Origin of the sequence: Streptomyces sp. NBC_01549 (assembly GCF_026339955.1) — a bacterium.
Taxonomy (GTDB): domain Bacteria; phylum Actinomycetota; class Actinomycetes; order Streptomycetales; family Streptomycetaceae; genus Streptomyces.
This window is the reverse complement of sequence record NZ_JAPEPW010000001.1, coordinates 7,340,641-7,363,189: the sequence shown is the minus strand read 5'-3', so window position 1 is coordinate 7,363,189 and position 22,549 is coordinate 7,340,641. Positions and strand designations below refer to the sequence as shown.

At 69.3% G+C, this 22,549-nt stretch carries 16 protein-coding genes and 2 pseudogenes; 7 read left to right on the top strand and 11 right to left on the bottom strand.

Translation table 11 applies throughout. The features are described from left to right. Positions 1–61: 61 nt before the first annotated feature. Complete coding sequence (locus OG819_RS32930) at positions 62–3,055, top strand: glycosyl hydrolase (RefSeq protein ID WP_266652242.1); 2,994 nt, start codon at positions 62–64, stop codon at positions 3,053–3,055. Positions 3,056–3,092: 37 nt separating this feature from the next. On the opposite strand, the gene OG819_RS32925 is transcribed toward OG819_RS32930, so the two are convergent. Further along, positions 3,093–3,404 (bottom strand): hypothetical protein, encoded by a 312-nt coding sequence (locus tag OG819_RS32925; protein ID WP_266638640.1) that lies wholly within the window; start codon positions 3,402–3,404, stop codon positions 3,093–3,095. Positions 3,405–3,802: 398 nt separating this feature from the next. Here OG819_RS32925 and OG819_RS32920 point away from each other — a divergent pair, with 398 nt between their 5' ends. Beyond that, positions 3,803–4,522, top strand: a complete 720-nt coding sequence (locus OG819_RS32920; RefSeq protein WP_266652240.1) for a DinB family protein — start codon at positions 3,803–3,805, stop codon at positions 4,520–4,522. A 237-nt stretch (positions 4,523–4,759) separates the two neighbouring features. Here OG819_RS32920 and OG819_RS32915 read toward each other — a convergent pair whose 3' ends face one another. Both OG819_RS32915 and OG819_RS32910 read right to left on the bottom strand, forming a co-directional pair. Then, positions 4,760–5,059, bottom strand: coding sequence for a hypothetical protein (locus tag OG819_RS32915; RefSeq protein WP_266652238.1), 300 nt, complete (start codon positions 5,057–5,059; stop codon positions 4,760–4,762). Further along, positions 5,029–5,955: a DMT family transporter gene (locus OG819_RS32910; protein WP_266652236.1), complete on the bottom strand. Its 927-nt coding sequence runs from the start codon at positions 5,953–5,955 to the stop codon at positions 5,029–5,031. The genes OG819_RS32915 and OG819_RS32910 overlap by 31 nt, the downstream gene beginning before the upstream one ends. Positions 5,956–6,035: 80 nt before the next feature. Here OG819_RS32910 and OG819_RS32905 point away from each other — a divergent pair, with 80 nt between their 5' ends. From OG819_RS32905 to OG819_RS32895, 3 genes are all read left to right on the top strand, one after another. Beyond that, positions 6,036–6,956, top strand: a complete 921-nt coding sequence (locus OG819_RS32905; RefSeq protein WP_266638644.1) for a LysR family transcriptional regulator — start codon at positions 6,036–6,038, stop codon at positions 6,954–6,956. Positions 6,957–7,189: 233 nt separating this feature from the next. Further along, entirely contained in the window at positions 7,190–9,589 is a 2,400-nt protein-coding gene (locus OG819_RS32900; RefSeq protein ID WP_266652234.1) for an excinuclease ABC subunit UvrA, read from the top strand. Positions 9,590–9,707: 118 nt separating this feature from the next. Further along, on the top strand, positions 9,708–10,337 hold the full coding sequence (locus OG819_RS32895; protein WP_266652232.1) for a DUF6629 family protein: 630 nt from the start codon (positions 9,708–9,710) through the stop codon (positions 10,335–10,337). Positions 10,338–10,431: 94 nt separating this feature from the next. Here OG819_RS32895 and OG819_RS32890 read toward each other — a convergent pair whose 3' ends face one another. The 5 genes from OG819_RS32890 to OG819_RS32870 form a co-directional block, all read right to left on the bottom strand. After that, the gene (locus OG819_RS32890) at positions 10,432–12,498 is read right to left on the bottom strand and encodes an RICIN domain-containing protein (RefSeq protein ID WP_266652230.1); all 2,067 of its coding nucleotides are present in this window, start codon (positions 12,496–12,498) and stop codon (positions 10,432–10,434) included. 109 nt (positions 12,499–12,607) lie between these two features. Next, positions 12,608–14,668, bottom strand: a complete 2,061-nt coding sequence (locus OG819_RS32885) for a beta-galactosidase (RefSeq protein ID WP_266638648.1) — start codon at positions 14,666–14,668, stop codon at positions 12,608–12,610. 107 nt (positions 14,669–14,775) lie between these two features. After that, entirely contained in the window at positions 14,776–16,116 is a 1,341-nt protein-coding gene (locus OG819_RS32880; RefSeq protein ID WP_266638649.1) for a sugar ABC transporter substrate-binding protein, read from the bottom strand. A 100-nt stretch (positions 16,117–16,216) separates the two neighbouring features. Next, positions 16,217–17,173 carry a carbohydrate ABC transporter permease gene (locus OG819_RS32875; RefSeq protein WP_266652228.1) on the bottom strand — a complete coding sequence of 319 codons (957 nt, stop codon included), beginning with the start codon at positions 17,171–17,173 and terminating at the stop codon, positions 16,217–16,219. A 4-nt stretch (positions 17,174–17,177) separates the two neighbouring features. Next, positions 17,178–18,104, bottom strand: a complete 927-nt coding sequence (locus tag OG819_RS32870; RefSeq protein ID WP_266579431.1) for a carbohydrate ABC transporter permease — start codon at positions 18,102–18,104, stop codon at positions 17,178–17,180. A 282-nt stretch (positions 18,105–18,386) separates the two neighbouring features. On the opposite strand from OG819_RS32870, the gene OG819_RS32865 reads away from it, so the two are divergent. Beyond that, positions 18,387–19,379: a LacI family DNA-binding transcriptional regulator gene (locus OG819_RS32865; RefSeq protein WP_266652916.1), complete on the top strand. Its 993-nt coding sequence runs from the start codon at positions 18,387–18,389 to the stop codon at positions 19,377–19,379. A gap of 293 nt (positions 19,380–19,672) precedes the next feature. Here the strand turns inward: OG819_RS32865 and OG819_RS32860 are convergent, their stop codons facing one another. From OG819_RS32860 to OG819_RS32850, 3 genes and pseudogenes are all read right to left on the bottom strand, one after another. Further along, positions 19,673–20,527, bottom strand: coding sequence for a class I SAM-dependent methyltransferase (locus OG819_RS32860; protein WP_266652226.1), 855 nt, complete (start codon positions 20,525–20,527; stop codon positions 19,673–19,675). A gap of 225 nt (positions 20,528–20,752) precedes the next feature. Continuing rightward, positions 20,753–21,463 (bottom strand): annotated as a pseudogene (locus OG819_RS32855) (aldo/keto reductase); the annotation flags it as partial. A gap of 26 nt (positions 21,464–21,489) precedes the next feature. Then, on the bottom strand, positions 21,490–21,924 hold the full coding sequence (locus OG819_RS32850) for a DUF1877 family protein (RefSeq protein ID WP_266652224.1): 435 nt from the start codon (positions 21,922–21,924) through the stop codon (positions 21,490–21,492). Between the two features lie 283 nt (positions 21,925–22,207). On the opposite strand from OG819_RS32850, the pseudogene OG819_RS32845 reads away from it, so the two are divergent. Then, positions 22,208–22,459: pseudogene (locus tag OG819_RS32845) on the top strand (YbaK/EbsC family protein); the annotation flags it as partial. Between the last annotated feature and the right edge of the window lie 90 nt (positions 22,460–22,549).

Genomic DNA, 22,549 nt, shown 5'->3' with positions numbered 1-22,549 from the left:
CAAAAGCGTGGGCCCGAAGGGGTCCTGTTTGTGCTGCCCTCCGAGAGAGTGGACGAGATCCATGAGCAACGACACCCCGGACCGCCGTTCGGGACTCCCCCGCCGCACTCTCCTCTCGGTCGCCGTGGCCACGGCGGCGGTCGGCACACTCGACTGGAGCCTGCCCGCACCCGCGGGGGCCGCGACCGCGGCGGGGCTGCCGTTCGCGGCGCCCGGACGCGCGGTGCGGCCGAAGTTCCGCTGGTGGTGGCCGGACGGCCTGGTACAGCCCGACGAGATCAGACGGGAGATCGACCAGATCGCCGACGCCGGTTTCGGCGGGGCCGAGATAGCCGCGGTCCATCACAGCGTCACGGACCCCGCGGTTCTGGACACCGCGCGGCACGGCTGGGGCAGCGCGGCGTGGGTGACGGGAGTGGAGGCCGCTCTCGATCAGGCGGCCCGGCGCGGCCTCACCGTCGATCTGACGATCGGTCCGAGCTGGCCCGCGGCAGTCCCCGGCATCACGCCGGACAGCGAGGCGGCGGTCAAGGAACTCGCCTACGGAACGATCACGTTGACGGCGGGATCCACCTACTCCGGAGCCGTGCCGCCCCCGGTCCACGCCGCCGCGTCCGGTGTGACCCGGCAGCGGCTGCTCCTGGTCCAGGCCGCCCGGGTGAACACCGCGAACTCCACCCGCAAGGAGACGGGGCTCGACCTCGACTCGGTGATCGACCTCACCGACGCCGCCACCGACGGTGCCCTCACCTGGACCGTGCCCGACGACGGCAGCTGGGTGATCGTCTCCTACTGGGTACGCGGTTCCGGGCAGACCCCGGAGGGCGGCCCGCACACCGCCCCGGCCGCGTACGTGGTCGACCACTTCAGCGCGGCCGGCACGCGCGCGGTGACCGACTACTGGGAGGCGCACCTCCTCTCTCCCACCGTCCGGCGCCTGCTCAAGGTCTGCGGCGGGGCGCTCTTCGAGGACTCCATCGAGCTGGAGACCGACGGGCTCCAGTGGACGTCCGGCCTCCCCGACGCGTTCCTCGCCCACACCGGCCGCTCCCTGCTGCCGCTGCTGCCCGCCGTGATCCTGAACCACGGCAGCCAGGTCTTCGCATTCGAAGCCGCCATCACCCGGCAGATCCGGCACGACTTCTGGGAGACGGTGTCCGTCCTCTTCAACCGGCACCACGTGACGGCCCTACGCACCTGGGCCCACTCCCTCGGCCTCGAACTGCGATCCCAGCCCTACGGTCTGCAGACCGACGCGATCGCCTCGGCCGCACTCCTGGACATCCCCGAGGGCGAATCCCTCGGCTTCAAGAACCTCGACGACTACCGCTGTCTGGCGGGCGGCCGTGACATGGCCGGGCATACGGTGCTGTCCTGCGAGGCGGGCGCCTACGCCGGCGGGGCGTACAACACCACCTGGCAGAAGTTCCTGCGCACCATGGGCGGCGCCTATGCGGCGGGGGTCAACCAGACGGTCGTCCACGGCTTCTCCTACGCCGAGTTGCCGGGCGTGAACTGGCCCGGATACGCCGCCTTCACCCCGTACAAGGGGACCGTCGGCTACGGCGAGTCCTGGGGGCCGAGGCATCCGACCTGGCGGCACGTCGAGGATGTGTCGGGGTATCTGGGCCGGGTCCACCAGGTGTTGCGGACCGGCCGTCCGCGCGTCGACGTCGCGGTGTTCCGGCAGACGGGGTACACCGCCACCGGCATCGGCGCCTCCTGGTTCACCGCGACGGGCGTCCCCCTGGGCTGGACCCACCAGTTCCTCAGCGGGCCGCTGCTCGACCTGCCCGCCGCCACCGTGCGCCACGGGCGCCTCGCACCCGAAGGCCCGGCGTACAAGGCCCTGTTCGTCGAGGGCGACTTCTTCTACGGCTCCACGGTCACCCTGGCCCTGTCCGACGCCCGCGCCCTGCTGCGCCTCGCCCGCGCCGGACTGCCCGTCGTGCTGCTCGGCGCCTGGGACGCCGTCGTGCCGTCCGGCGTCCCCGACAGCGGCGAGAGCGACGAACTGCGTTCTGTCGTGGCTGAGTTGCTGGCCCTGCCGCTGGTCCGCCAGATCGCCGACAAGTCGGCCGTCCCCTCCGCTCTCGCCGACCTCGGGGTGGTGCCGGACGTCCGCTACGCGTCCTCCTCCACCCTGCTCAACGCCCACCGTGTGGCCGACGGCGTCGACTACTACTACCTGTGCAACGGCAAGCACGCCGAGACCGTCAAACCGCCGGTGGCCGCGATCGACCACGAGATTACCCTGCGCCGCACGACGGCGAGCGCCGTGCCCTATCTCCTCGACCCGTGGACCGGAAAGGCCGAGCGCCTCGCCTGCTACACCGAGGACGGCGACACCGTCACCGCTCGCGTCACCCTCCAGCCCGCCGAGCCCCTGATCCTGGCCCTCGGCCGCCCCGGCCTCTTCGGCGACCGCACCGGCAGCCGTCCGCACGCCGTCGACAGCGAGGCGGACGAGGTGCGCTTCACCGACGCGGGACTCGCCGTCCGGGCGGCCACGGCAGGCACGTACAGCACCGTCCTCTCCTCCGGCCGCACCGTGCGGACGACACTCAAGAGCGTCCTCGCGCCGATGGATCTCACCTCCTGGCAGCTGCGCGTGCAGGACTGGCGGCCGGGCGTCACGGCCTACCGCACCACCGTCGTCGACCACGACCTCACCCTCGACGCACTGCTGCCCTGGTCGCAGATCACCGAGCTCGCGGACGTCTCCGGAATCGGCCTCTACCGCACTACTGTCACCCTCGACAACGACTGGACTGGTGGCCACGGCGCCCGCCTGGAAATGGGCACCGTGACCGACACCTGCCGGGTCACCGTGAACGGCCACCGCCTCGACCCGGTCGACCAGATCCATCCGGTGGTGGACCTGGGCGGCCTGCTCCGGCGCGGGGTCAACGTCATCGAGGTCGAGGTCGCCACGCCGCTCTCCAACCGGCTGCGGGTCAGCGACCCCGCGGTCTACGGCGGTACGGCACGGCAGGCGTACGGGTTGCTCGGCCCGGTACGGCTGCTGCCGTACGGCGAGGCACGGCTCGACTGACGGACCGCGGCCCCGTCACTCGGGGCCGTCCTCCGCGTCAGTCCCGGTCGGCCGAGGGTTGGCCGACTCGGCCGCCTGTGTGCGCGGACTGGACGTAACCCTCGGGTGGCGGGGGAAGTTCCGCCACGCACTGCGCCGAACATGCGTTGACCAGCAGGGGCAGAACGTCCGTGGCCACCCGCAGCGAGATCCAGACCGGGTGGAGCCCGCCGAGCTCGACCGCTCGGTCACAGACGCTGCATGAGGAGAAGGAGATGACCGTCGTGCCCCAGCGGCCTGGGTCCAGGTCGCTGGTATCGAGTCCGGCGACCGAACTCTCGGCGGACCGAATCCGCCTCAGCAACCCCATCAGGGGGTGACGTAGTCGCCCCAGCCGAAAGTGGCGACGTAAGCCCGTCGAACGGCTTCCCCGCCGCGTCCGCCCCTGATGTGGACGACGGTCAGAACGAGGACGAACCAAGATGTGAGACAGGCTGCGATTACCAAAGTGCCGCGGGGCCCTGACAGGCTGGCGATGACCACCAGGACAATGATCGTCACGACCAGTCCGATGTGGCTAGCGTCGACATCCGTGCTGGACCTGCTGCCGCTCATCATGAGAGTCTCCCGCCGAAGATCACATCGTTGCGCGTCCCAGCAGACTACGGGGCTTCGTGGTGAGTAAATCGATCGCGCCCCGTGAGGTGGGCCGTTAACTTCCGCCTGAGCGCAGTGAGATACGCGACGCGACCACGAAGGGAACCTGGTATGGAGACTGAGAACACCCGGACCGACCGTTTGGGCTTACTGCTCGACCAGTTCGACCATGCCAGGGAAATGGCCCAGGTGCGACTGACCGGGCTCAGCGACGAGGAGTACCGATGGGAGCCTGTGCCCGGTTCCTGGTCGATCCGGCGGCGGGGCGAGGCGGTGACGCCCAGGGCGTTCGGGCCGGGCGAGTGGGTGCTCGACCTGGGCGCGGCGGACATCCCGGCGAGCGAGTACGCCGAGGTTGCCCGGCAGGCGGCTGACGGCATGACCGTCGCCGAGATCGCCGATGACTGGAGCGTGAGTGTCGAGCGGGTCGAGCAGGTCCTCGCCCACACCGGTACGCCGGAGCCTGACAAAACGCCGGTCACCACCATCGCCTGGCGGCTGGGCCACCTGCACTTCCACTTCGCGGGCCCATGGGAGTGGACCTTCGGCGAACGTCGGCAGGAGCCGAAACTGCTGGTCGACTTCACCCCCTCCGCCGCCTTGGCACTCGAGCGATTCTGGGCGGTGATCGACCGCTGGCGTGACAGCGTCGCCGCCGTCACCGACGAGCAGCTCGACACGGTCGGCTTCTCGCAGTACCCGTACGGCTCCGACCCCGACGACCCCTTCATCACCGTGCTGTCGGGGGCCAACCTCGAATTCATCCACCACATGGCCGAGATCGCGTTGCTCCGCGACCTGTGGCAGGCCCGCTTCACCAGTGGTGGGTAGGCCCGGACGCCGCGAGGGTGTTCCACGGCGGTTCCGATCCACTCGCCGGTGAGCGGTTCATAACCTGCGGCGTGAGTCTGCCGGTTGAGAGGTCAGTGCAGTGAAGAGCCCCTGGTAGATGGGTATTCAACCCGGAATTCCGTCGCCGCGAGCGCGGCACCCGATGACTCGGGCCGACCACCGGCCGCCAGGCCCTGTTCGCCGTGGCCCACCTACGCCGCGACCACACCTACGCGCTCAGCTCGCCGCCGGGTTCGACATCGGGTCACCACCGCCTGCCAATACATCATCAGCGAGGCCATCGACGTTCTCGCGGCCCTGGCGCCGACCTGCCAGGACGCGTCCGAGCGACCCGCGCGAAAGGGCGGGCCGGTGCCAGGTCATGGAGTACCCGCACCCCACCGGCCTGAGGATCTTCTCCCGGCCGGCCGGGTGCGGCTCTCGAACAGCGCCGCGCCTGAAAAGCCCGGAAACCACAGGCACACACAGAGTTCTGGAGACGCTGATCAGACGCTCGTAGGTGCCGTTGTCCGGCATGGGGACTCCTCGATGTCGGCGGTGCGGTGGGTGCGTTCGATGTTCTGTCCCCAGTACGTCCCGGTGACCATGAGCGCCGCCCCGAGGCCGGCAAGGACGGTGAACCCTTCGCCGCCCAGGCAGACGCCGACCACGACCGCCCAGACCGGTTCGGTGCCCAGCAGCAGACTGGCCCGGCTGGCAGAGCTGTTCTGCACCGCCCAGGTCTGCGCGAGGAAGGCGAACACGCTGCAGAACAGGGCGAGATACACGAGCTGGCCCCAGAGCGCGGCATCGACCCGGGTCAGCGTCGGCAGGGCACCCGCGGCGGGCACGACGAACAGCGCCGAGCCGACACCCGTCTGGACGGTCGTCAGCTGCAACGGCCGCACGACGCGCCCCTTCGTGAGCCGCCCCACGAGCGCGACATGCGCCGCGCGCACCACCGCCGCGGCGAGCATCAGCACGTCGCCGATTCGGGGAGTGTGGAAGCCGCTGCCGGACATGAGCAGCGCGACGGCCGCCAGGCACACACCCGTGGCGGCGAAGAAGCGCGGGGGCAGCCGTCCGCCGTCCGTCGTGCGGTCCAGCAGCGGGGTGAGCACGATCGTGAGGCTGATGATCAGGCCGGCGTTGGCCGCGCTGGTGTGCGCGACACCGTAGGTTTCCAGAACCAGCACAGCGGCCTGAGTGACCCCCAGCAAAGCCCCGACACGAACTTCGTCCGGCGTGTACCGCCCCTCCCGACGTCGGGTGGCGACGAGAGCGAGGCAGGCGATCGCGGAGATCGCGTACCGCGCGAACAGCACCACCAGAACCGGCAGGGCATGGGTGGCTGTCTTCGCGGCCAGATAGCTGGAGCCCCAGACGACGGCGACAAGGAGAAGCACTGCATCAGTGCGGCGGGTGGAGAACACGCCCCTACGCTGCACTGTTCCCACTCTGAAGCCAAGAACGATGTTCTTCACCGACCCTGAAGCATCACTACACTGAGCAGGTGAATGAACGGCAGTTGCAGATCTTGCGGGAACTCGGCGAGTCGGGAAGCGTCACCGCCACCGCCGAGGCGCTGCTGATGACGCCCTCGGCGATCTCCCAACAGCTACGGCTGCTGCAACGCTCGATCCCCGTTCCCCTGACCGAACGTGACGGCCGGCGGCTGGTACTCACCGATGCCGGGCAAGCCCTGGCCCGCGCCGCGATCGAGGTGGAGACCGCGATGGCCACGGCGCGGCACGCGATCGACGCATTCGTCGACCAGCCGGACGCGGGTGTATCGGTCGCGGCCTTCCACAGCGCGGCCTCCACGTTCTTCCCGCTCCTGCTGCTCGGCGGGGCCGGACCTGGACGTCCACGGCTCTCGCTCGCCGACGAGGACGTCCCGCAGGACCACTTTCCGCGACTGACCCGGGACTACGACCTCGTACTCGCCCACCACCTCGGCCAGGCGCCGCCCTGGCCGGACACGGTCACCGCCGCCACACTGCTGCGTGAACCGCTGGACATCGCCCTGCCGGTCGACCACCCCCTGACCGCCAAACGACGTCTGACCCCGCGAGACGTCGCGGACCAACCCTGGATCACCGTTCACGACGGGTTCCCGCTGATGGCCACCATCGACGCCATCGCGAGCGCCGCGAACCGGCGGCTCGACATCGTCCATCGCATCAACGAATTCGCGGTGGTCGCCGAAGCCGTCGCCGCCGGAGCCGGCCTGGCCCTGATGCCCCGCTGGACCACGCGTCCACACCCCGCACTGGTCCTCAGACCTCTCAGCGGCGTGCACACCCGACGCCACATCGATGTGCTCCATCGCCCCGAACGTGCCGCACGAAGAGCGGTACGAACGGTCCTCACCGAACTGCACCGTGCGGCCGCGACGATCCAGCGCCGGGACAGCAGCGCGCCTCGGACGTGAACGCGACGCGTGCGACGACGGGCACGCCGTCCTGGGTGGCGAAGCAGGTGACCGGATCGGTCAGGATTCGAGAAGCGCCGGTCAGAACGCCGCCGCTAGCGTGACGGCCACGGACATCGCGGTCCGGGCCCCGGCACGGGAAAACCAGACGTTACCCTCGGGGCTGGTCGGATCCAGCCAGGCGACGCCGACGGAGACCGTGCGGGCGGCCCCACCGAACAGATGGAGACACGATGAGCATGGCCACGAGGACGGACACGCAGTCGCCTGCGCCGCATGCTGCCGACAGCCACGATCTGATCCGCGTGCACGGCGCGCGCGAGAACAATCTCAAGGACGTCAGCATCGAGATCCCGAAGCGTCGGCTGACGGTGTTCACCGGTGTCTCCGGCTCGGGCAAGAGCTCGCTGGTGTTCAACACGATCGCCGCGGAGTCGCAGCGGCTGATCAACGAGACGTACAGCGCCTTCGTGCAGGGCTTCATGCCGACGCTGGCGCGGCCGGAGGTCGACGTCCTCGACGGGCTGACCACCGTGATCACCGTCGACCAGCAGCGGCTGGGCGCGGACCCCCGCTCCACGGTCGGCACCGCCACCGACGCCAACGCGATGCTGCGCATCCTCTTCAGCCGGCTCGGGAAGCCGCACATCGGCTCGCCCAAGGCGTTCTCCTTCAACGTCGCCTCGATCAGCGGGGCGGGTGCGGTCACCATGGAACGCGGCGGGCAGAAGGTGAAGGAGCGCCGCAGCTTCAGCATCACCGGCGGCATGTGTCCGCGCTGCGAAGGCCGCGGCACGGTCACCGATCTCGACCTCACCCAGCTCTACGACGACTCCAAGTCGCTCTCCGAAGGTGCGATCACCATCCCCGGCTACACGGGGGGCGGCTGGAACTCCCGGCTCTACAGCGAGTCGGGCTTCTTCGACGCGGACAAGCCGATCCGCAAGTTCACCAAGAAGGAGTTGCAGGACTTCCTCCACCGCGAGCCGACCAGGATGAAGATCGCGGGCATCAACATGACCTACGAGGGTCTGATCCCGCGGATCCAGAAGTCGATGCTCGCCAAGGACCGGGAGGGCATGCAGCCGCACATCCGGGAGTTCGTGGACCGGGCGGTCACCTTCACCACCTGCCCCGAGTGCGACGGCACCCGGCTCAACGAGGGGGCCCGGTCGTCGAAGATCAAGCGGATCAGCATCGCCGACGCCTGCGCGATGCAGATCAGCGACCTGGCCGAGTGGATCCGCGGTCTCGACGAGCCGTCGGTGGCGCCGCTGCTCACCGCGTTGCAGCAGACCCTCGACTCGTTCGTGGAGATCGGCCTCGGCTACCTCTCGCTCGACCGCCCGGCGGGCACACTGTCCGGCGGCGAGGCGCAGCGCGTCAAGATGATCCGCCACCTCGGCTCCTCGCTCACCGACGTAACCTACGTCTTCGACGAGCCCACCATCGGCCTGCACCCGCATGACATCCAGCGGATGAACGACCTGCTGCTGCGGCTGCGGGACAAGGGCAACACGGTGCTCGTCGTGGAGCACAAGCCGGAGACGATCGCGATCGCCGACCATGTCGTCGACCTCGGTCCCGGCGCCGGTACGGCGGGCGGCACCGTCTGCTTCGAGGGCACCGTCGAGGGGCTGCGGACCGGCGGCACCATCACCGGCCGCCACTTCGACGACCGGGCCGCCGTCAAAGAGACGGTGCGCAAGCCCACCGGCACCCTGGAGATCCGCGGTGCGTCGACGCACAACCTGCGGGGCGTCGACGTCGACATCCCGCTCGGGGTGCTCGCGGTCGTGACCGGCGTCGCCGGCTCCGGCAAGAGCTCGCTCGTGCACGGATCGATCCCGGCCGGCGAGGGCGTGGTGTCGGTCGACCAGGGTGCGATCCGTGGCTCCAGGCGGAGCAACCCGGCGACGTACACCGGACTGCTCGACCCGATCCGCAAGGCGTTCGCCAAGGCCAACGGCGTGAAGCCGGCGTTGTTCAGTGCCAACTCCGAGGGCGCCTGCCCCACCTGCAACGGCGCCGGCGTCATCTACACCGACCTGGCGATGATGGCCGGGGTCGCCACCACCTGTGAGGAGTGCGAGGGGAAGCGGTTCCAGGCTTCGGTCCTCGACTACCACCTCGGCGGCCGCGACATCAGTGAGGTGCTCGCGATGTCGGTGACCGAGGCCGAGGAGTTCTTCGGCGCTGGTGAGGCGCACACGCCGGCCGCTCACCGCGTCCTCACCCGACTCGCCGACGTCGGTCTCGGCTACCTCAGCCTCGGCCAGCCGCTCACCACACTGTCCGGCGGCGAGCGGCAGCGGCTCAAGCTGGCCACCCACATGGCGGAGAAAGGCGGGGGCCGATCCGTCTTCGTACTCGACGAGCCGACCGCCGGACTCCACCTCGCCGACGTCGAGCAGCTGCTCGACCTGCTCGACCGGCTCGTCGACGCGGGCAAGTCGGTCATCGTCGTGGAGCACCACCAGGCGGTCATGGCCCACGCCGACTGGATCATCGACCTCGGCCCCGGGGCCGGCCACGACGGCGGCCGGATCGTCTTCAAGGGCACCCCCGCCGACCTCGTCGCCGCCCGCTCCACCCTCACCGGCGAGCACCTCGCGACCTACGTCGGTACCTGAGTCCCCACTCGGCCGGATGAGGACCCCCGTGCGGGCTCCCGCGCCCCCGACCGACGGCGGCACTACCTTGGTCACCGTAAAGGTGCAATCACATGACGGCCGACCCCCTGGTGACGCGATGTGTTGGAGTGCGACGGCCGACCTGGCCGCCGGTGTCGGGATCGCCGCGGTCGGGGTGGCCTGCGTGGCGCGGGTGCGGCGATCCCGCGATCTGCCGCTGGCCGCGCTGCCGTTGGTCCTCGGGGCGCATCAGATCGTGGAGTCCGCGGTCTGGGACTCCGGCGGGGGTACGGGCCCCGCCACCGTCGCCTGGGCCGTCATCGCGCTGCCGCTGCTCGCGGTGTGGGTCCCGGCCGGTGCGATGTGCGCGGCGCCCCCGCACGCGCTGCGCAGGCTGACGGTCCCCCTGGCGGTCGGCGTCGCGACCGCCGCCGCACTCGCGTACGCCCTCGTGACTTGCCCCGTGCGGGCTGAGGTCCGCGGCCACACCCTCGGCTACGTCGTGCATCTGAACGATCCTGAACTGCTCGTCGCCGGCTATCTCCTGGCCACCGTCGGCTCCCTCCTGCTCTCCGGCGACCGTGGACTTGTCCTGCTCGGTGTGCTGATGGGCGCGGGCGCGCTGATCTGCTGGGTGCTGTGGGAGCTCGAGTTCGTGTCGACCTGGTGCGCGTTCGCCGCGGTGTGTTCGGTGGCGCTGCTCGTCTGGGTGCGTCGGCACCCGGTCGGGCCGAGCGCGGGGCGCTGAGGGCTCAAGGAACTTCACGTGGTCGACGACGCATCCGTCTCCGCGACCGCCCGGATTGTCAGGGGTGGGCGCGGAGACGGATGCCGCCGTAGAGCTAGGATCCGGCCCCGTCGGTCACGTCGGACACCGTCCACCGCTGGTTGGAGCCGGAGTTCGGTGTCCATATCGTGACGGCGGACCCGTCGGCGGTGGCCTGACCGCCCACCTCCAGGAGCCTCCCGGTCGCGGCGTTGACGAGGGTCCAGGTGCCGTCACCTGTCGTCGACATGATCCACTGCGTCGCCTCGTCACGAGGACCGGTGTCCGCCTCCAGGACCGGGGCGCCGTCGCGCACGGCCAGCCGCTTGCCCTCCACCGGGTTGGTGAACACGTACCGCTGCCGGTTGCCGGTGTGGCCGCTGATCTGTCGCAGCCGCCACCGCTGGCCGGTGACCGTGGCCGCGTCCGTACTCGCCGTCTTGATGACGAGCTTGCTGCCGTCGTCCGCGACGGTGAGCGCCTTGCCGCTCTGGACGCCGGTCAGGGAGTAGGTGTGCCCCTTCTTCAGCAGAGCGGCGTCCTTGGCCACGCCCGACACGCCCTTGACGACGAAGGAGGTCACGGACTGGGCGGGCACGGTGAAGGTGGCCTGCCGGCCGGTGACCGCGACGGAGGTCTGGCGTGCCAACTTGCCGTCGGCGCTGGTCACCACGGGAGTCACCGTCGCGCCTCGCGCGATGTGGCCGAACTTGGACAGGTCGATGGTGACCGTTCGCGGGCTGGTGGTGCTGTTGACGTGGACGATGGTCGCCCCGTTGCCGCTCTTGGAGACCGCGGCCGCGCTGGACGTGTCGTCGGTCTTGATCAGCCGGTCGCCCGGCTTGATGTAGTGGGTGAAGTTGCGGGCGGTGTCGAACTTCGTGTTCGTGTAGATGGGGCAGGTCGCGAGGGTGTCCGCGGACGTGCAGCTGAACGGGATCTGGACGCTGCCCCAGTTGCCGCCCTTGGCGGACTCGCCGCCGGGCTTCATGTTGTCGTAGTCCTCGACCGGCTGCCAGAACACCCAGGCCTTGGGCTCGAGTTCGCGCAGGTCGTTGACCATCTGCTGGGCCAGGCCCAGGCCCGGCCGCATGTCCGTGAAGCTCTGGCCGTCGCCCCAGTCGCCCTCGACCTCGCTCATCCACAGCGGCTTGTCCGCCGCCTTGGCCAGGTCGCGCACGCTGGTACGGCCACCCGTTCCGTAGGTGTGGACGTTCAACTGACCGACCAGGTCACGCACGTCCTGGGGGTACGTGTTCCAGTTCTGTGTGAAGAGGCTGGGGTTGGTCTCGTCCATCGCGGAGATCTTCGTGCCGGTCTTCGCCTTCTTGAGGGCGGGGGCCAGCGCGCGGATCACCTGCTGCTGGAGCTCGGGGCCGATGTGCGCGCCCTCCTGGCGGCCGCCGACCGGCTGCCCGTCCGCTCCCAGACGCGTACCCCAGTAGTTCGTGTTCGGCTCGTTGAACGGGTCGAGGGTGTCGACCTTGATGCCACTCGCCTTCTCCAGCCGCTTGGTCGCGCCCGCCAGGTAGGCGGCGAAGTCGTCGACGGAGTCGGCCTTGAGCTGGTCGGCGGAGGAGTTGAAGCCGCCGGAGACATAGCCGCTGGTGGTCATGAACCAGGGCGGCGAGTTGCTGAACGTCTCCCAGTGGGTGATGTCCTTCTTGATCCGGTCCACCCACCAGCGCTGTGTGGCGTCTGCGTTCGGGTTCCAGTCGGCCGCGTCGTCGGCGCTCCACCAGTCGGTGTCCGTACGGGTGGTGCCGTCCGGGGCCTTCCACCAACCCTCGACCGCGCCGCCGGCCCGGAGGTAGTTCTTGACGTCGGGGGCGTTGCCGCCGCCGATGTTGTAGCGGGCGATGTTCAGATTGAGGCCGTCGTCGCCGAAGAGGAGTTTGGCGAGCTTTTCGCGGATCGGCGCCGGGTAGTCGCCGGTGGCGTTGGCGAACCAGACAAGGCTGGTGCCCCAGCCCTCGAAGCTCTGCTCCTTGTACGAGGGATCCGGCCGGACGGTCACGGACGCGGCTGCCGACGGCGCGGTCTCCGCGCTCGTCGGCGGGGCGGTGACCAGGGCTGCCCCGGTGGCCAACGCGGTGCCTGCGATGGTTCCCAGAAGCCGTCTTGTGCGAGTACGGCGTGCCAACGTGTGCTCCCAACTCGTAGGTGGTCGCTGCGATGGACCGGCGTGCCCCCGGGTGGGGACACGCCGGCTCAACCCTCGAACGGGGGCCGTGCTCGCTGTTCGAGGGCCGTCAGAGGGCGGGCTGCCGCAGTACGGCGACATCCCGGGGCGAGAGGACGACGGTGCCGTCGTCGTCCGTACGGCCGACCAGCAGGTCTCCGGTGAGTCCGGTCAGCGGCACCGTCTCGTCGGTCCGGTTGACCAGGAACAGATAGCGGCTGTCCGCGCTCCGGCGCACGATCAGCTCGACGCTTCCCCGCGCGTCGTCCGGCAGCTCACTGTGCACACCGGCCGGGTCGAGCAGCTTCGGCAGCAGGGCGGTGAGACCGTCCGCGCCGAGCCGGGTGGAGACGTACGCGGCCGAGCCCTGGCCCGTCGGGCGCCGGGTGACGGCGGGGCGGTCGGCGTACGTGCCGCCACGGTAGTGGGCCAGCACCTCCACCGCAGGGTCGGTGACGCTGATCCGATCGGTCCACAGGGTGCCGGTGGCCGCACCGTCCACGCTGTCCAGGTCGACGTCGACCGTCTCGGCGTCGAGCAGCGGGCCGAACTCCTCGATGCGGATGCCGAGCAGCTCGCGCAGGGCGCCCGGGTAGCCGCCGAGCCAGATGTGGTCGTTCTCGTCGACGACGCCGGAGAAGTACGTGGTGACCAGGTGGCCGCCGTTCTCGGCGTACCGGGTGAGCTCCTTGGCCAGTGGGGCCGGCATGACGTGCAGGACCGGCGTGATCAGGACCTGGTAGCGGTCGAGTTCGGTCTGCGTGGTGACGACGTCGGCCCGGATGCCGAGGGCGAGCAGCGCGGAGTACCAGTCCAGCGCCTCCTGCCGGTAGCTGAGCTGGGCGGTGGGGTGGGAGTCCTGCTCGCTCGCCCACCACGAGTCCCAGTCGAAGACGATTCCGACCTGGGCCGGCTCACGCTCGGTCCCGGCGACCGGAGCGAGGGTCTTGAGGGTCTGTCCGAGGCCGGTCACCGCGCGAAAGACCTCGCTGTCGGCTCCGGCGTGCGGCACCATCGCCGAGTGGTACTTCTCGGCGCCGGCCGCCGACTGGCGCCACTGGAAGAAGCACACCGCGTCGGCGCCGTGGGCGACGTGCACCAGCGAGTCACGGGCGAGGTCGCCCGGCCGCTTGGCCACGTTGATCGGCTGCCAGTTCACGGCGCTGGTGGAGTGCTCCATCAGGAACCAGGGACGGCCACCGGCGATGCCGCTGACGAGGTTGGCGGAGAAGGACAGCTCGTCGCGGTCCTGCGGACCGGGCACCACGTAGTGGTCGTTGGAGACGAAGTCGATCTCGGCGGCCCAGTCCGCGTAGTTCATTCCCTTGGTGTTGCCCATCACCATGAAGTTGGTGGTGACCGGAACATCGGGCGTGAGCTCGCGCAGCACGTCCCGCTCCGCGCGCAGATGGTCCTTCAGCACGTCGGAGGAGAAGCGCTTGAAGTCCAGCTGCTGGGTGGGGTTCGGGTGGGAGGCGGCCAGCCGGGGCGGCAGGATCTGCTCCCAGTCGCTGTAGCGCTGGGACCAGAACGCCGTGCCCCAGGCGTGGTTGAGGGCGTCGAGGGTGGTGTAGCGGGCGCGCAGCCAGTCGCGGAAGGCGCGGGCGGCGTCGTCGGAGTAGTCGTAGACGTTGTGGCAGCCGAGCTCGTTGGAGACGTGCCAGGCGACCAGCGCGGGATGGTTCGCGTAGCGCTCGGCCATCTTCCGCACCAGGCGCAGCGCGTGCTCGCGAAAGACGGGCGAGGTGGGACGCCAGTGCTGGCGCGCCCCGGGCCACAGCGTCTCGCCGGAGGCGGTGACCGGAAGGATCTCCGGGTGGGCGGTGCTGAGCCAGGGCGGCGGGGAGGCGGTGGCGGTGGCCAGGTCGACCCCGATGCCTCCCGCGTGCAGCAGGTCCATGACCTCGTCGAGCCAGCCGAAGTCCCACTCGTTCTCGGCGGGCTGGATGCGGGCCCAGGAGAAGATCGCCACGGAGACGATGTTGACGCCCGCCTCCTGCATGAGCCGTATGTCCTCCTCCCACACCTCTCGCGTCCACTGCTCCGGGTTGTAGTCGGCGCCGTACGCGAGGCGGGGGGTGGCGTCACCGTCCGGCCCGTGCCGCAACTGGGACAGGAGGGTGGAGATCATGGTGGTCCTTCCGGTTACTGCACGGGGTGGCGCGAGGTACGTGGTTGCTTCCGGGCGGCCGCCGCCGAGCGCCTGCTGCTCAGCGGCGGCTCCCGAGGAGATGCCAGTTACTTCGAGACGGTGAAGCCCTGCTCGTTGCCGTACTTGACGGAGGCTTCCTGCCAGGACTTCAGGCCGTCGGCCAGCTTGGTCCCGGAGATGTAGGCCTTGCCGACGGTGTCGTTGAAGATCGAGTTGGCGTACTGCTGGAAGGGCAGGTACGACCAGTCGCTGGCGACGTTGGCGGCGGAGTCGGCGAAGATCTTGTTGGCTTCCTGGCCGCCGAAGTAGTCGAACTTGGTGTTCTGGAACTCGGTGGACTGGAGCTCCGCCTTGGTCGCCGGGAAGGCGCCCTGCTTGATGCGGGTCTGCACGCCGTCGCCGGAGTTGGCGTACTCGGCGAACGCGTAGGCGAGTTCCTTGTTCTTGCCCAGCGCGGGCAGGGCGAGGGAGCTGCCGCCGTTCTCCGCGCTCGCCTTGTCGCCCTTGGTCCACTGCGGCATCGGGGCCGCTCGCCAGTCACCGGAGGCGTTCGGCACGCCGGAGACGAAGTTGGCGGGCATCCAGGCGCCGGTGGTCAGGGTGGCGATGGTGCCGTCGCCGAGGCCCTTGTACCAGTCGTCGGTCCAGCCGTTGATGGGCGCGAGGAGCTTCTCGTCGATGAGCTTCTGCCAGGTGTCGGTGTACTTCTTGGCGCCCGCGTCCTCGAAGTTGACCGTCACCTTGGTGCCGTCGACCTTGTAGGGGTGCGAACCGGCCTGCCACAGCATGCTGGTGGTGAAGCCCGCGTCGCCGGCGTCGTTGGCGATGTACGCCTTGGGGTCGGCCTTGTGCAGCTTGCGGGCCGCGTCGACGTACTCGTCCCAGGTGGTCGGGACGGCGATCTTGTACTTGTCGAAGACCTTCTTGTTGTAGAACATCGCCATGGGGCCGGAGTCCATCGGCAGGCCGTAGACCTTGTCACCGTCGCTCACGGCGTTCCACGGACCCGGGGTGTACTTGGAGGCGAGCTTGTCGGCGCCGTAGGGGGCCAGGTCGCTGAGGCCCTTGGTGAGGGCGTACTGACTCAGCGCGAAGTACTCGACCTGCGCGACGTCGGGGACGCCCTTACCGGCCGCGATGGCGTTCGACAGAGCGGTGTAGTGCTTGTCACCGGACCGGTCGCTGACGAGGTTGATCTTGACCTTGGGGTACTTCTTCTGGAAGTCGGCGGCGACCGACTTCAGCGTGGGCTCCCAGGCCCAGACCGTGACCGAGCCGCCCTTCTTGAGGGCCGCCTGGATGTCCGTGGCGGACACCGCCTTCTGGCCGGAGCTGTCGTCGTCGGAGCCTCCGCAGGCGGTCGCCCCCAGGGCGAGGACGGAGAGGAGGGTCAAGCCGCGCAGCAGGCGGCCGGAGGTTCTGCGCATGGAGGTGCTTCCACTTCTTCGTGGGTGGGACTTCTTCATGGGTGGAACAGAGTGAGGGTGAAAGAGGTGAGGCTGCGGGGGGTGGGGGCCTGAGGTCGGGCTATTCCTTGACGCTTCCGGCGGCGAGCCCGGACTGCCAGTACTTCTGCAGCAGCAGGAACGCGGCGATCAGCGGCACGATGGTGAGCAGCGAACCGGTGATCACCAGGTTGAAGATCACGTCGCCGCCGATCGTCTGGGCCTGGGAGTTCCAGGCGTCCAGGCCCAGGGTCAGGGGGTACCACTTCGGATCCTTGAGCATGATCAGCGGCAGGAAGTAGTTGTTCCAGGTCGCGACCGTCGTGAACAGCAGCACGGTCACGGTGCCCGGGGCGAGCAGCGGCAGGGCCACCTGGAAGAAGGTGCGGATCTCGCCCGCTCCGTCGATGCGGGCGGCCTCCATCAGTTCGGTGGGGATGGCCTCGGAGGCGAAGACCCACATCAGATACAGACCGAAGGGCGACACGAGTGAGGGGATGATCACCGCCCACGGTGTGTCGGTCAGCCCCATCTTGCTGAACATCAGGAAGGTGGGTACCGCCAGGGCGGTACCGGGGACGGCCACGGCACCGATGACCACGGCGAAGACCGCGCGCTTTCCGGGGAACTTGAACTTCGCCAGCGCGTAGCCGCCCAGGATCGCCAGAAGGGTGGCGCCGCCGGCGCCGAGCACGACGTACAGCAGGGTGTTCAGCAGCCAGCGGACGAAGATGCCGTCGTGGTACGTGAACGTGTCGTGGATGTTGCTCCAGAGGGCGAACTTGTGGCTGAACCACAGTCCGGACGAGTTGGCGAGCCCTTCCTGGGTCTTGGTGGCGCTGATGACCAGCCACAGCAGGGGCACCACCGTGTAGACCAGGATCAAGCCGGTGAGCACGGTCAGCAGAATGCTGCGTTTGGGGCGCCTGGACGCGTTCTTGCGGGGGGTGCGCAGTCGGGGCCTGCCCTTGGAGCCGCCGCCGGCCTGGGGGGGTGCGGAGTGGGACCCGGTGGTGACGGGGCTGCTCGTGCTGCTCATTGGGTCACGCTCCCTTGCGCATGCCGCGGAGCTGCACGACATAGGCGATGACCATGGTGATCAGCCCCATGATGATGGCGACCGCCGCGGAGTAGTTGTGCTGCTGCCCGTTGAAGGACAGTGAGTACGTGTAGAAGTTCGGGGTGTAGTCCGTCGTGATGGCGTTGCGCGCCAGCGGGCGCAGGATGCTCGGCTCGTTGAACAGCTGGAAGCTGCCGATGATCGAGAAGATCGTCGCGATGACCAGGGCGCCGCGGATCGCGGGGAGCTTGATGGCCGTGATGACGCGGAACTGCCCGGCGCCGTCGATCTCCGCGGCCTCGTACAGCGAGGCCGGGATGACCCGCAGCGCGGAGTAGAAGATCAGCATGTTGTAGCCGACGAACTCCCAGGTGACGATGTTGCCGATCGACGCCAGGACCAGGTTCGCGGAGAGCGGGTCGGGCAGGGTGATGTCGAAGGCGCTGTTGATGTCGCCCACCAGGCCGAACCGGGTGCCGTACATGAAGCCCCACATCAGGGTGGCGACCACGGCGGGCACCGCGTACGGCAGGAAGATCGAGATCCGGAAGAAGTCCCGGCCGTACAGGCGGCCGCTGTCCAGAGCGAGTGCCACGAACAGGGCGATGCCGAGCATGATCGGCACCTGGATCACCAGGAACAGCGAGACCCGGCTCAGCGAGGACCAGAACTGGTCGTCCTTCAGTGCCTGCGTGTAGTTGTCCAGGCCGACGAAGGTGTTGCCGCCGATCAGCTGGTCGCGGAAGAGACTCAGATAGATCGAGTAGACGATGGGGGCCAGGAAGACAAGGGCAAAGACGGCCGCGAAGGGGCCGATGAACCCCCATCCCGTCCACGAACGGCGGTCCCGCTTCGCCGAAGGCCGGGCCGGCGGGCGCTTCGCAGCCACCGGCGGTTGTAGCGTCGTCATGTCGTTCCTCGCTCGTCCATCTCGGAACCGGCGTCTCAGCCGTCGCGATGTTTACGTAAACATGCCGTCCCTCTTCGCGTCCAGGGCTGTTATGTTTACGTAAACATCTGATGGCGGCATGTCTACACTGCGCCAATGTCGGTGGTCAAGGGTCGTCTGACGAAACTGCGACCCGGGTAACAAAGGAGACGGGTGGACACTGCGGACAGTGCCTCGACGGGGACGGAACGGTCCCGTGGGCGCAAGGGAAAACGGGCGGTGCGTCGCACGCAGACCGCGTCCATGGCGGATGTCGCACGCCTGGCCGGGGTGTCCTCGCAGACGGTCTCCCGTGTGTCCAATGGTTACGCGGGTGTGAACGAGGAGACCCGCGGGCAGGTGCTGGCGGCGATGAAGGAGCTGGGCTACCGGCCCAACAGCGCGGCCCGTGCTCTGAAGCGCGGCGAGTTCCGCACCATCGGCGTCATCACCTTCAACCTCTCCACCACGGGCAACATGCGCACCCTGGAGGCGATCGCCACCTCCGCGGCACAGGAGGGCTACGCCGTCACGCTGCTGCCGGTCGCCGTGCCCACCCAGGACGAGGTGCGCGGAGCCTTCTCCCGGCTCGGGGAACTCGCCGTCGACGCGGTCATCGCCATCATGGAGGTGCATCTGCTCGACGCGGCGACCATCTCCCTGCCCCCGCACGTCCAGGTCGTCGTCGCCGACTCGGACGCGGGCGACCGCTACGCCGTGGTCGACACCGACCAGGCCGGGGGAGCGCGGGCCGCCGTACGTCACCTCCTGGACCTCGGCCATGGCACGGTCTGGCATCTGGCCGGACCCGAGGAGTCCTTCGCGGCACAGCGCCGCACCGACGCCTGGCACGCCGCCCTCACCGAGGCGGGCCGCGTCCCGCCGCCCCTCGTGCGCGGCGACTGGTCGGCGGAGTCCGGCTACCGTGCGGGCCTGCGGCTCGCCGACGAGCGCGACTGTACGGCCGTGTTCGCCGCCAACGACCAGATGGCACTGGGGCTTCTGCGAGCCCTGCACGAACGCGGCCGGAAGATCCCCGACGACGTCAGCGTCATCGGCTTCGACGACGTCCCCGAGGCCGGCTCCTTCCTGCCGCCGCTGACCACGGTCCGCCAGGACTTCGACGAGGTGGGACGCCTGTGCGTCGAGGGCGTCCTGCGACGAATGCGCCACGGCGGACCGGAACACGGCACCACGCTCGTCCCCACGAAGCTGGTGGTGCGGGGGAGCACCGCTCCGCCGTCCGGGGATGCGTGAGGTTCCTCGCCGCGCCGCTGTGGCTGTCGGCGGCGCCGAAAAGGGACTGCAGTCTTCTGCCGGTGGGACGGAACAGATCGGTGGGGACAGAACAGATCGGCGGACCGCTCGGCGGGTGAGACCGCCATCGAGCGTGTGAGGGAGGCCTGGGCCGGCGCTGCGTGGCAGGTCGAATGGTGCTTCGGAAACAGTGAGGAGGCCGAGGGGTGATCCGTGGCCCGGCACCCATCTCGGCCGCCGCGCCACCCCGCGAGCGCGTCCGGCGGCCGTGACTCAGGCAGCCGACTGCCTGATCACGGCCCGGCGGGACTCTTCCCCCAGACGAAGACCTCGGTGCTCGGAAGGCGTTCGGAGAACCGGCCCGACGGGGACACCTCCCGCAGCAGACGACGCAGATCCGACTCGAAGGCGTCACGGCGCGCGCCGAACAGGTGCGGAGCCGAGAACGACATCGAGAACACCCCCGCGACGACGTCATCGTATGTGCGCTCGAGCGCCTGCCCGCCGGGAACGACACGACGCTGAGGGCCGGACAGTCCCGCTCGCGTGAACACCGCCGCCTCGCCGCCGGGCGTGCCCTGCGGCAGCACCCCGCGCCCGGCTCGTCGTACCGGTCCGAGGTAGTGCCTGACCAGCTCGTCCATCGCCGCACCGGGCACTGCCGGATACGGGAGACCGTCGACGGATCGACGCTCCGTCTTCAGGTCCGCGATGTGCACGAGCGCCCCGCCCGGCAGGAGCATGTCCCTGATGGTCGCCGCGACCAGGTCGCGATCCATCCAGTGGAAGGACTGACCGAAGGTCGCCACGGTGAACGTCCCCAGACCCGCGGGCAGCTCCTCGGCCCGGATCCGTACCCACCGCGATTTTCCGGTCACCCCCGCCTCGACGGCTCCGCGCGCGGCTTCGGAGATCATCCCGCTGTCCGGGTCCACACCGACGATCTCACCGAACAGGTGCGCCAGGCTCAGTGCCAGGGTGCCCGGTCCGCATCCCACGTCGATCAGGCGCCCCTGACCGTCCAGTTGCAGAACCTCGGCGAGCGCGTCCGCGAGGCCGGGGGCGTACGGGAGTCTTCCCCGCTGGTAGTAGGGGGCTGTTCCCGAGAACAACGTGTCGTCCCACTCCCAGCCGACGACCACCGCCATCCGCCACCCTTCACAGAAACCCAGGATTGCCCGACGACGGTCGCCGCACCCGGTCAAGATAGCGAACGCCCGGACTGCCGGAGGACCAGTCGCGTGCTCAGGACCGCGTGGTCGTCGCCGGTCACCGCCATCGCCCCCACCCCCACCATCAGATCTGGATGGTCGGGGCGGCGGGTGTCGACCGCGTGGGGGACGCGGTCGACACCCGGCACGAAGCTGCCGGCGTCACCAGTCGGTGGGCATCATGGCGGCGGGGTAGCGGCTGCCGGCCGAGCCGTGGGGGAGGATCTCGACGATGTGTCGCAGGTCGGCCGACGTGAGGTCGACCTCGGCGGCGCCCGCGTTCTCCTCCACCCGGGTCGCGCTGCGGGTGCCGGGGATCGGGACGATGTCCTCGCCCTGGGCGAGCAGCCAGGCGAGGGCGAGCTGGGCGACGGTGATGCCCTTCGCGGCGGCCAGGTCCTTCAGCTGCTGGATGGCGCGCAGGTTGTACGCGAAGTTCTCGCCCTGGAAGCGTTCGTCCCAGCGGCGCATGTCGTCCTCGGCGTACTCGGCGCCGGGCTTGACGGCGTTGGTGAGGAAGCCGCGGCCGAGCGGGGAGTAGGGCACGAAGCCGATGCCCAGCTCCCGTACCACAGGCAGGATCTTCTCCTCCACGTCGCGCTCGAAGATCGAGTACTCCGTCTGCAGGACCGAGCCCGGGGTGACGGCGTGGGCACGCCGGATGGTGTCCTCGCCCGCCTCGCTCAGCCCGAAGTACTTCACCTTGCCCTGCGCGATGAGCTCACCGACGGTTCCGGCGACCTCCTCGATCGGCACGTCCGGGTCGACACGGTGCTGGTAGAGGACATCGATCCGGTCGGTCTGGAGCAGCCGGAGGCTGTTCTCGGTGACCTTGCGGATGTTGTCGGGGCGGCTGTTGAGGCCGGAGCCGATGGGTTCCGAGCCGGCGCTCTCGCCTGTCAGCCTCGGACCAGTTTGGCGACGCCCTCACCCGCCTGCTCGGCCGCGGCGTACAGATCTCGGATCTCCTCCAGCCGACTGACCAGTACCTCCAGGTATCCCTGCGGGACGTCATGGTTTGGGAAGGTGCCGGCTATCGCGTTCGCCTGGTCGGCGACTGCCCGTTCCAAGTCGACGGAGGACAGGAAACGCACCGCGATCGGCACTTCGTCCGGCGGGAGGTAGAAACACGCGGTGCCGAGGTCGTCGTCGCCCAGCAGATCCCCCATCGTGATGGGGAGCGCGCTCACTTCCGCGGGGCCCTCCGCAAGCAGGATGCCCTCAAGGGTTTCCCAGTCCCGGCCGGGAGAACATTCCGCCTTCGCGTCGTCACCGGCCCGGGAGAACCGAGAAACGACCCATCCGAAACCTCTCTCCGCGTCTTTCGGAGGCATCCTTCGCAGTGTCATATCCATGACTGTCCCCTCCAATGAGCCCCGTGTCCGTGGTCCTCAACGGGAGTAGGCACTGTGTCAGTTCCCGTCCTCAGTCAAGGAACAGGCACCGCGGCGGCCAGGACGAGCAACGTCAGAACTGCGCGGCGGACGCGGCGGGTGACAGGGAGCCGGAACCGGGCGCGCCCGGACGGCGGGGCGGCGAGCCGCAGATCGGACAGGTCGACGGAGTCGGTCCGGGCTCGCAGGGCGTCGCGCAGCCGTTGTTGGAGGGGATCAGCACATTCATAACTCAGGGAGCCTGCTCGACAGCACCGCGACCGCGTACGAACTCATCGACCACGAACCGGAAGGCACTACCGAGGCGGTCAGCGCACTGCGCGGGCACCCGGTGTCCAAAGCCGCGAAGTGCCTCATACTGATGGTCAAGATCGACCGGCGGGTCACTCGCTACGTGCTCGCGGTCGTCCCCGGGGACCGGCGTGTGGACCTCAATGCCCTCCGCACGCTGTTCGCGGCCCGCTACGTCGGATTCTGAACGAGAAACCCCGCCTCCGGATTTTCGGAGGCGGGGCCATGTGGAGCGCCGGGCAGGCCTTGCACCTGCATTTCCCCGCAGGAAGCG

Excerpts from the sequence above, each read along its gene's own strand:
- OG819_RS32930 (WP_266652242.1), top strand. The coding sequence starts at position 62 with ATGAGCAACGACACCCCGGACCGCCGTTCGGGACTCCCCCGCCGCACT.
- OG819_RS32865 (WP_266652916.1), top strand. The coding sequence starts at position 18,387 with ATGGCGGATGTCGCACGCCTGGCCGGGGTGTCCTCGCAGACGGTCTCC.
- OG819_RS32880 (WP_266638649.1), bottom strand. The coding sequence starts at position 16,116 with ATGCGCAGAACCTCCGGCCGCCTGCTGCGCGGCTTGACCCTCCTCTCC.
- OG819_RS32920 (WP_266652240.1), top strand. The coding sequence starts at position 3,803 with ATGGAGACTGAGAACACCCGGACCGACCGTTTGGGCTTACTGCTCGAC.
- OG819_RS32885 (WP_266638648.1), bottom strand. The coding sequence starts at position 14,668 with ATGATCTCCACCCTCCTGTCCCAGTTGCGGCACGGGCCGGACGGTGAC.
- OG819_RS32850 (WP_266652224.1), bottom strand. The coding sequence starts at position 21,924 with ATGCCTCCGAAAGACGCGGAGAGAGGTTTCGGATGGGTCGTTTCTCGG.
- OG819_RS32895 (WP_266652232.1), top strand. The coding sequence starts at position 9,708 with ATGTGTTGGAGTGCGACGGCCGACCTGGCCGCCGGTGTCGGGATCGCC.
- OG819_RS32900 (WP_266652234.1), top strand. The coding sequence starts at position 7,190 with ATGAGCATGGCCACGAGGACGGACACGCAGTCGCCTGCGCCGCATGCT.
- OG819_RS32860 (WP_266652226.1), bottom strand. The coding sequence starts at position 20,527 with ATGGCGGTGGTCGTCGGCTGGGAGTGGGACGACACGTTGTTCTCGGGA.
- OG819_RS32875 (WP_266652228.1), bottom strand. The coding sequence starts at position 17,173 with ATGAGCAGCACGAGCAGCCCCGTCACCACCGGGTCCCACTCCGCACCC.
- OG819_RS32915 (WP_266652238.1), bottom strand. The coding sequence starts at position 5,059 with ATGCCGGACAACGGCACCTACGAGCGTCTGATCAGCGTCTCCAGAACT.
- OG819_RS32870 (WP_266579431.1), bottom strand. The coding sequence starts at position 18,104 with ATGACGACGCTACAACCGCCGGTGGCTGCGAAGCGCCCGCCGGCCCGG.
- OG819_RS32925 (WP_266638640.1), bottom strand. The coding sequence starts at position 3,404 with ATGGGGTTGCTGAGGCGGATTCGGTCCGCCGAGAGTTCGGTCGCCGGA.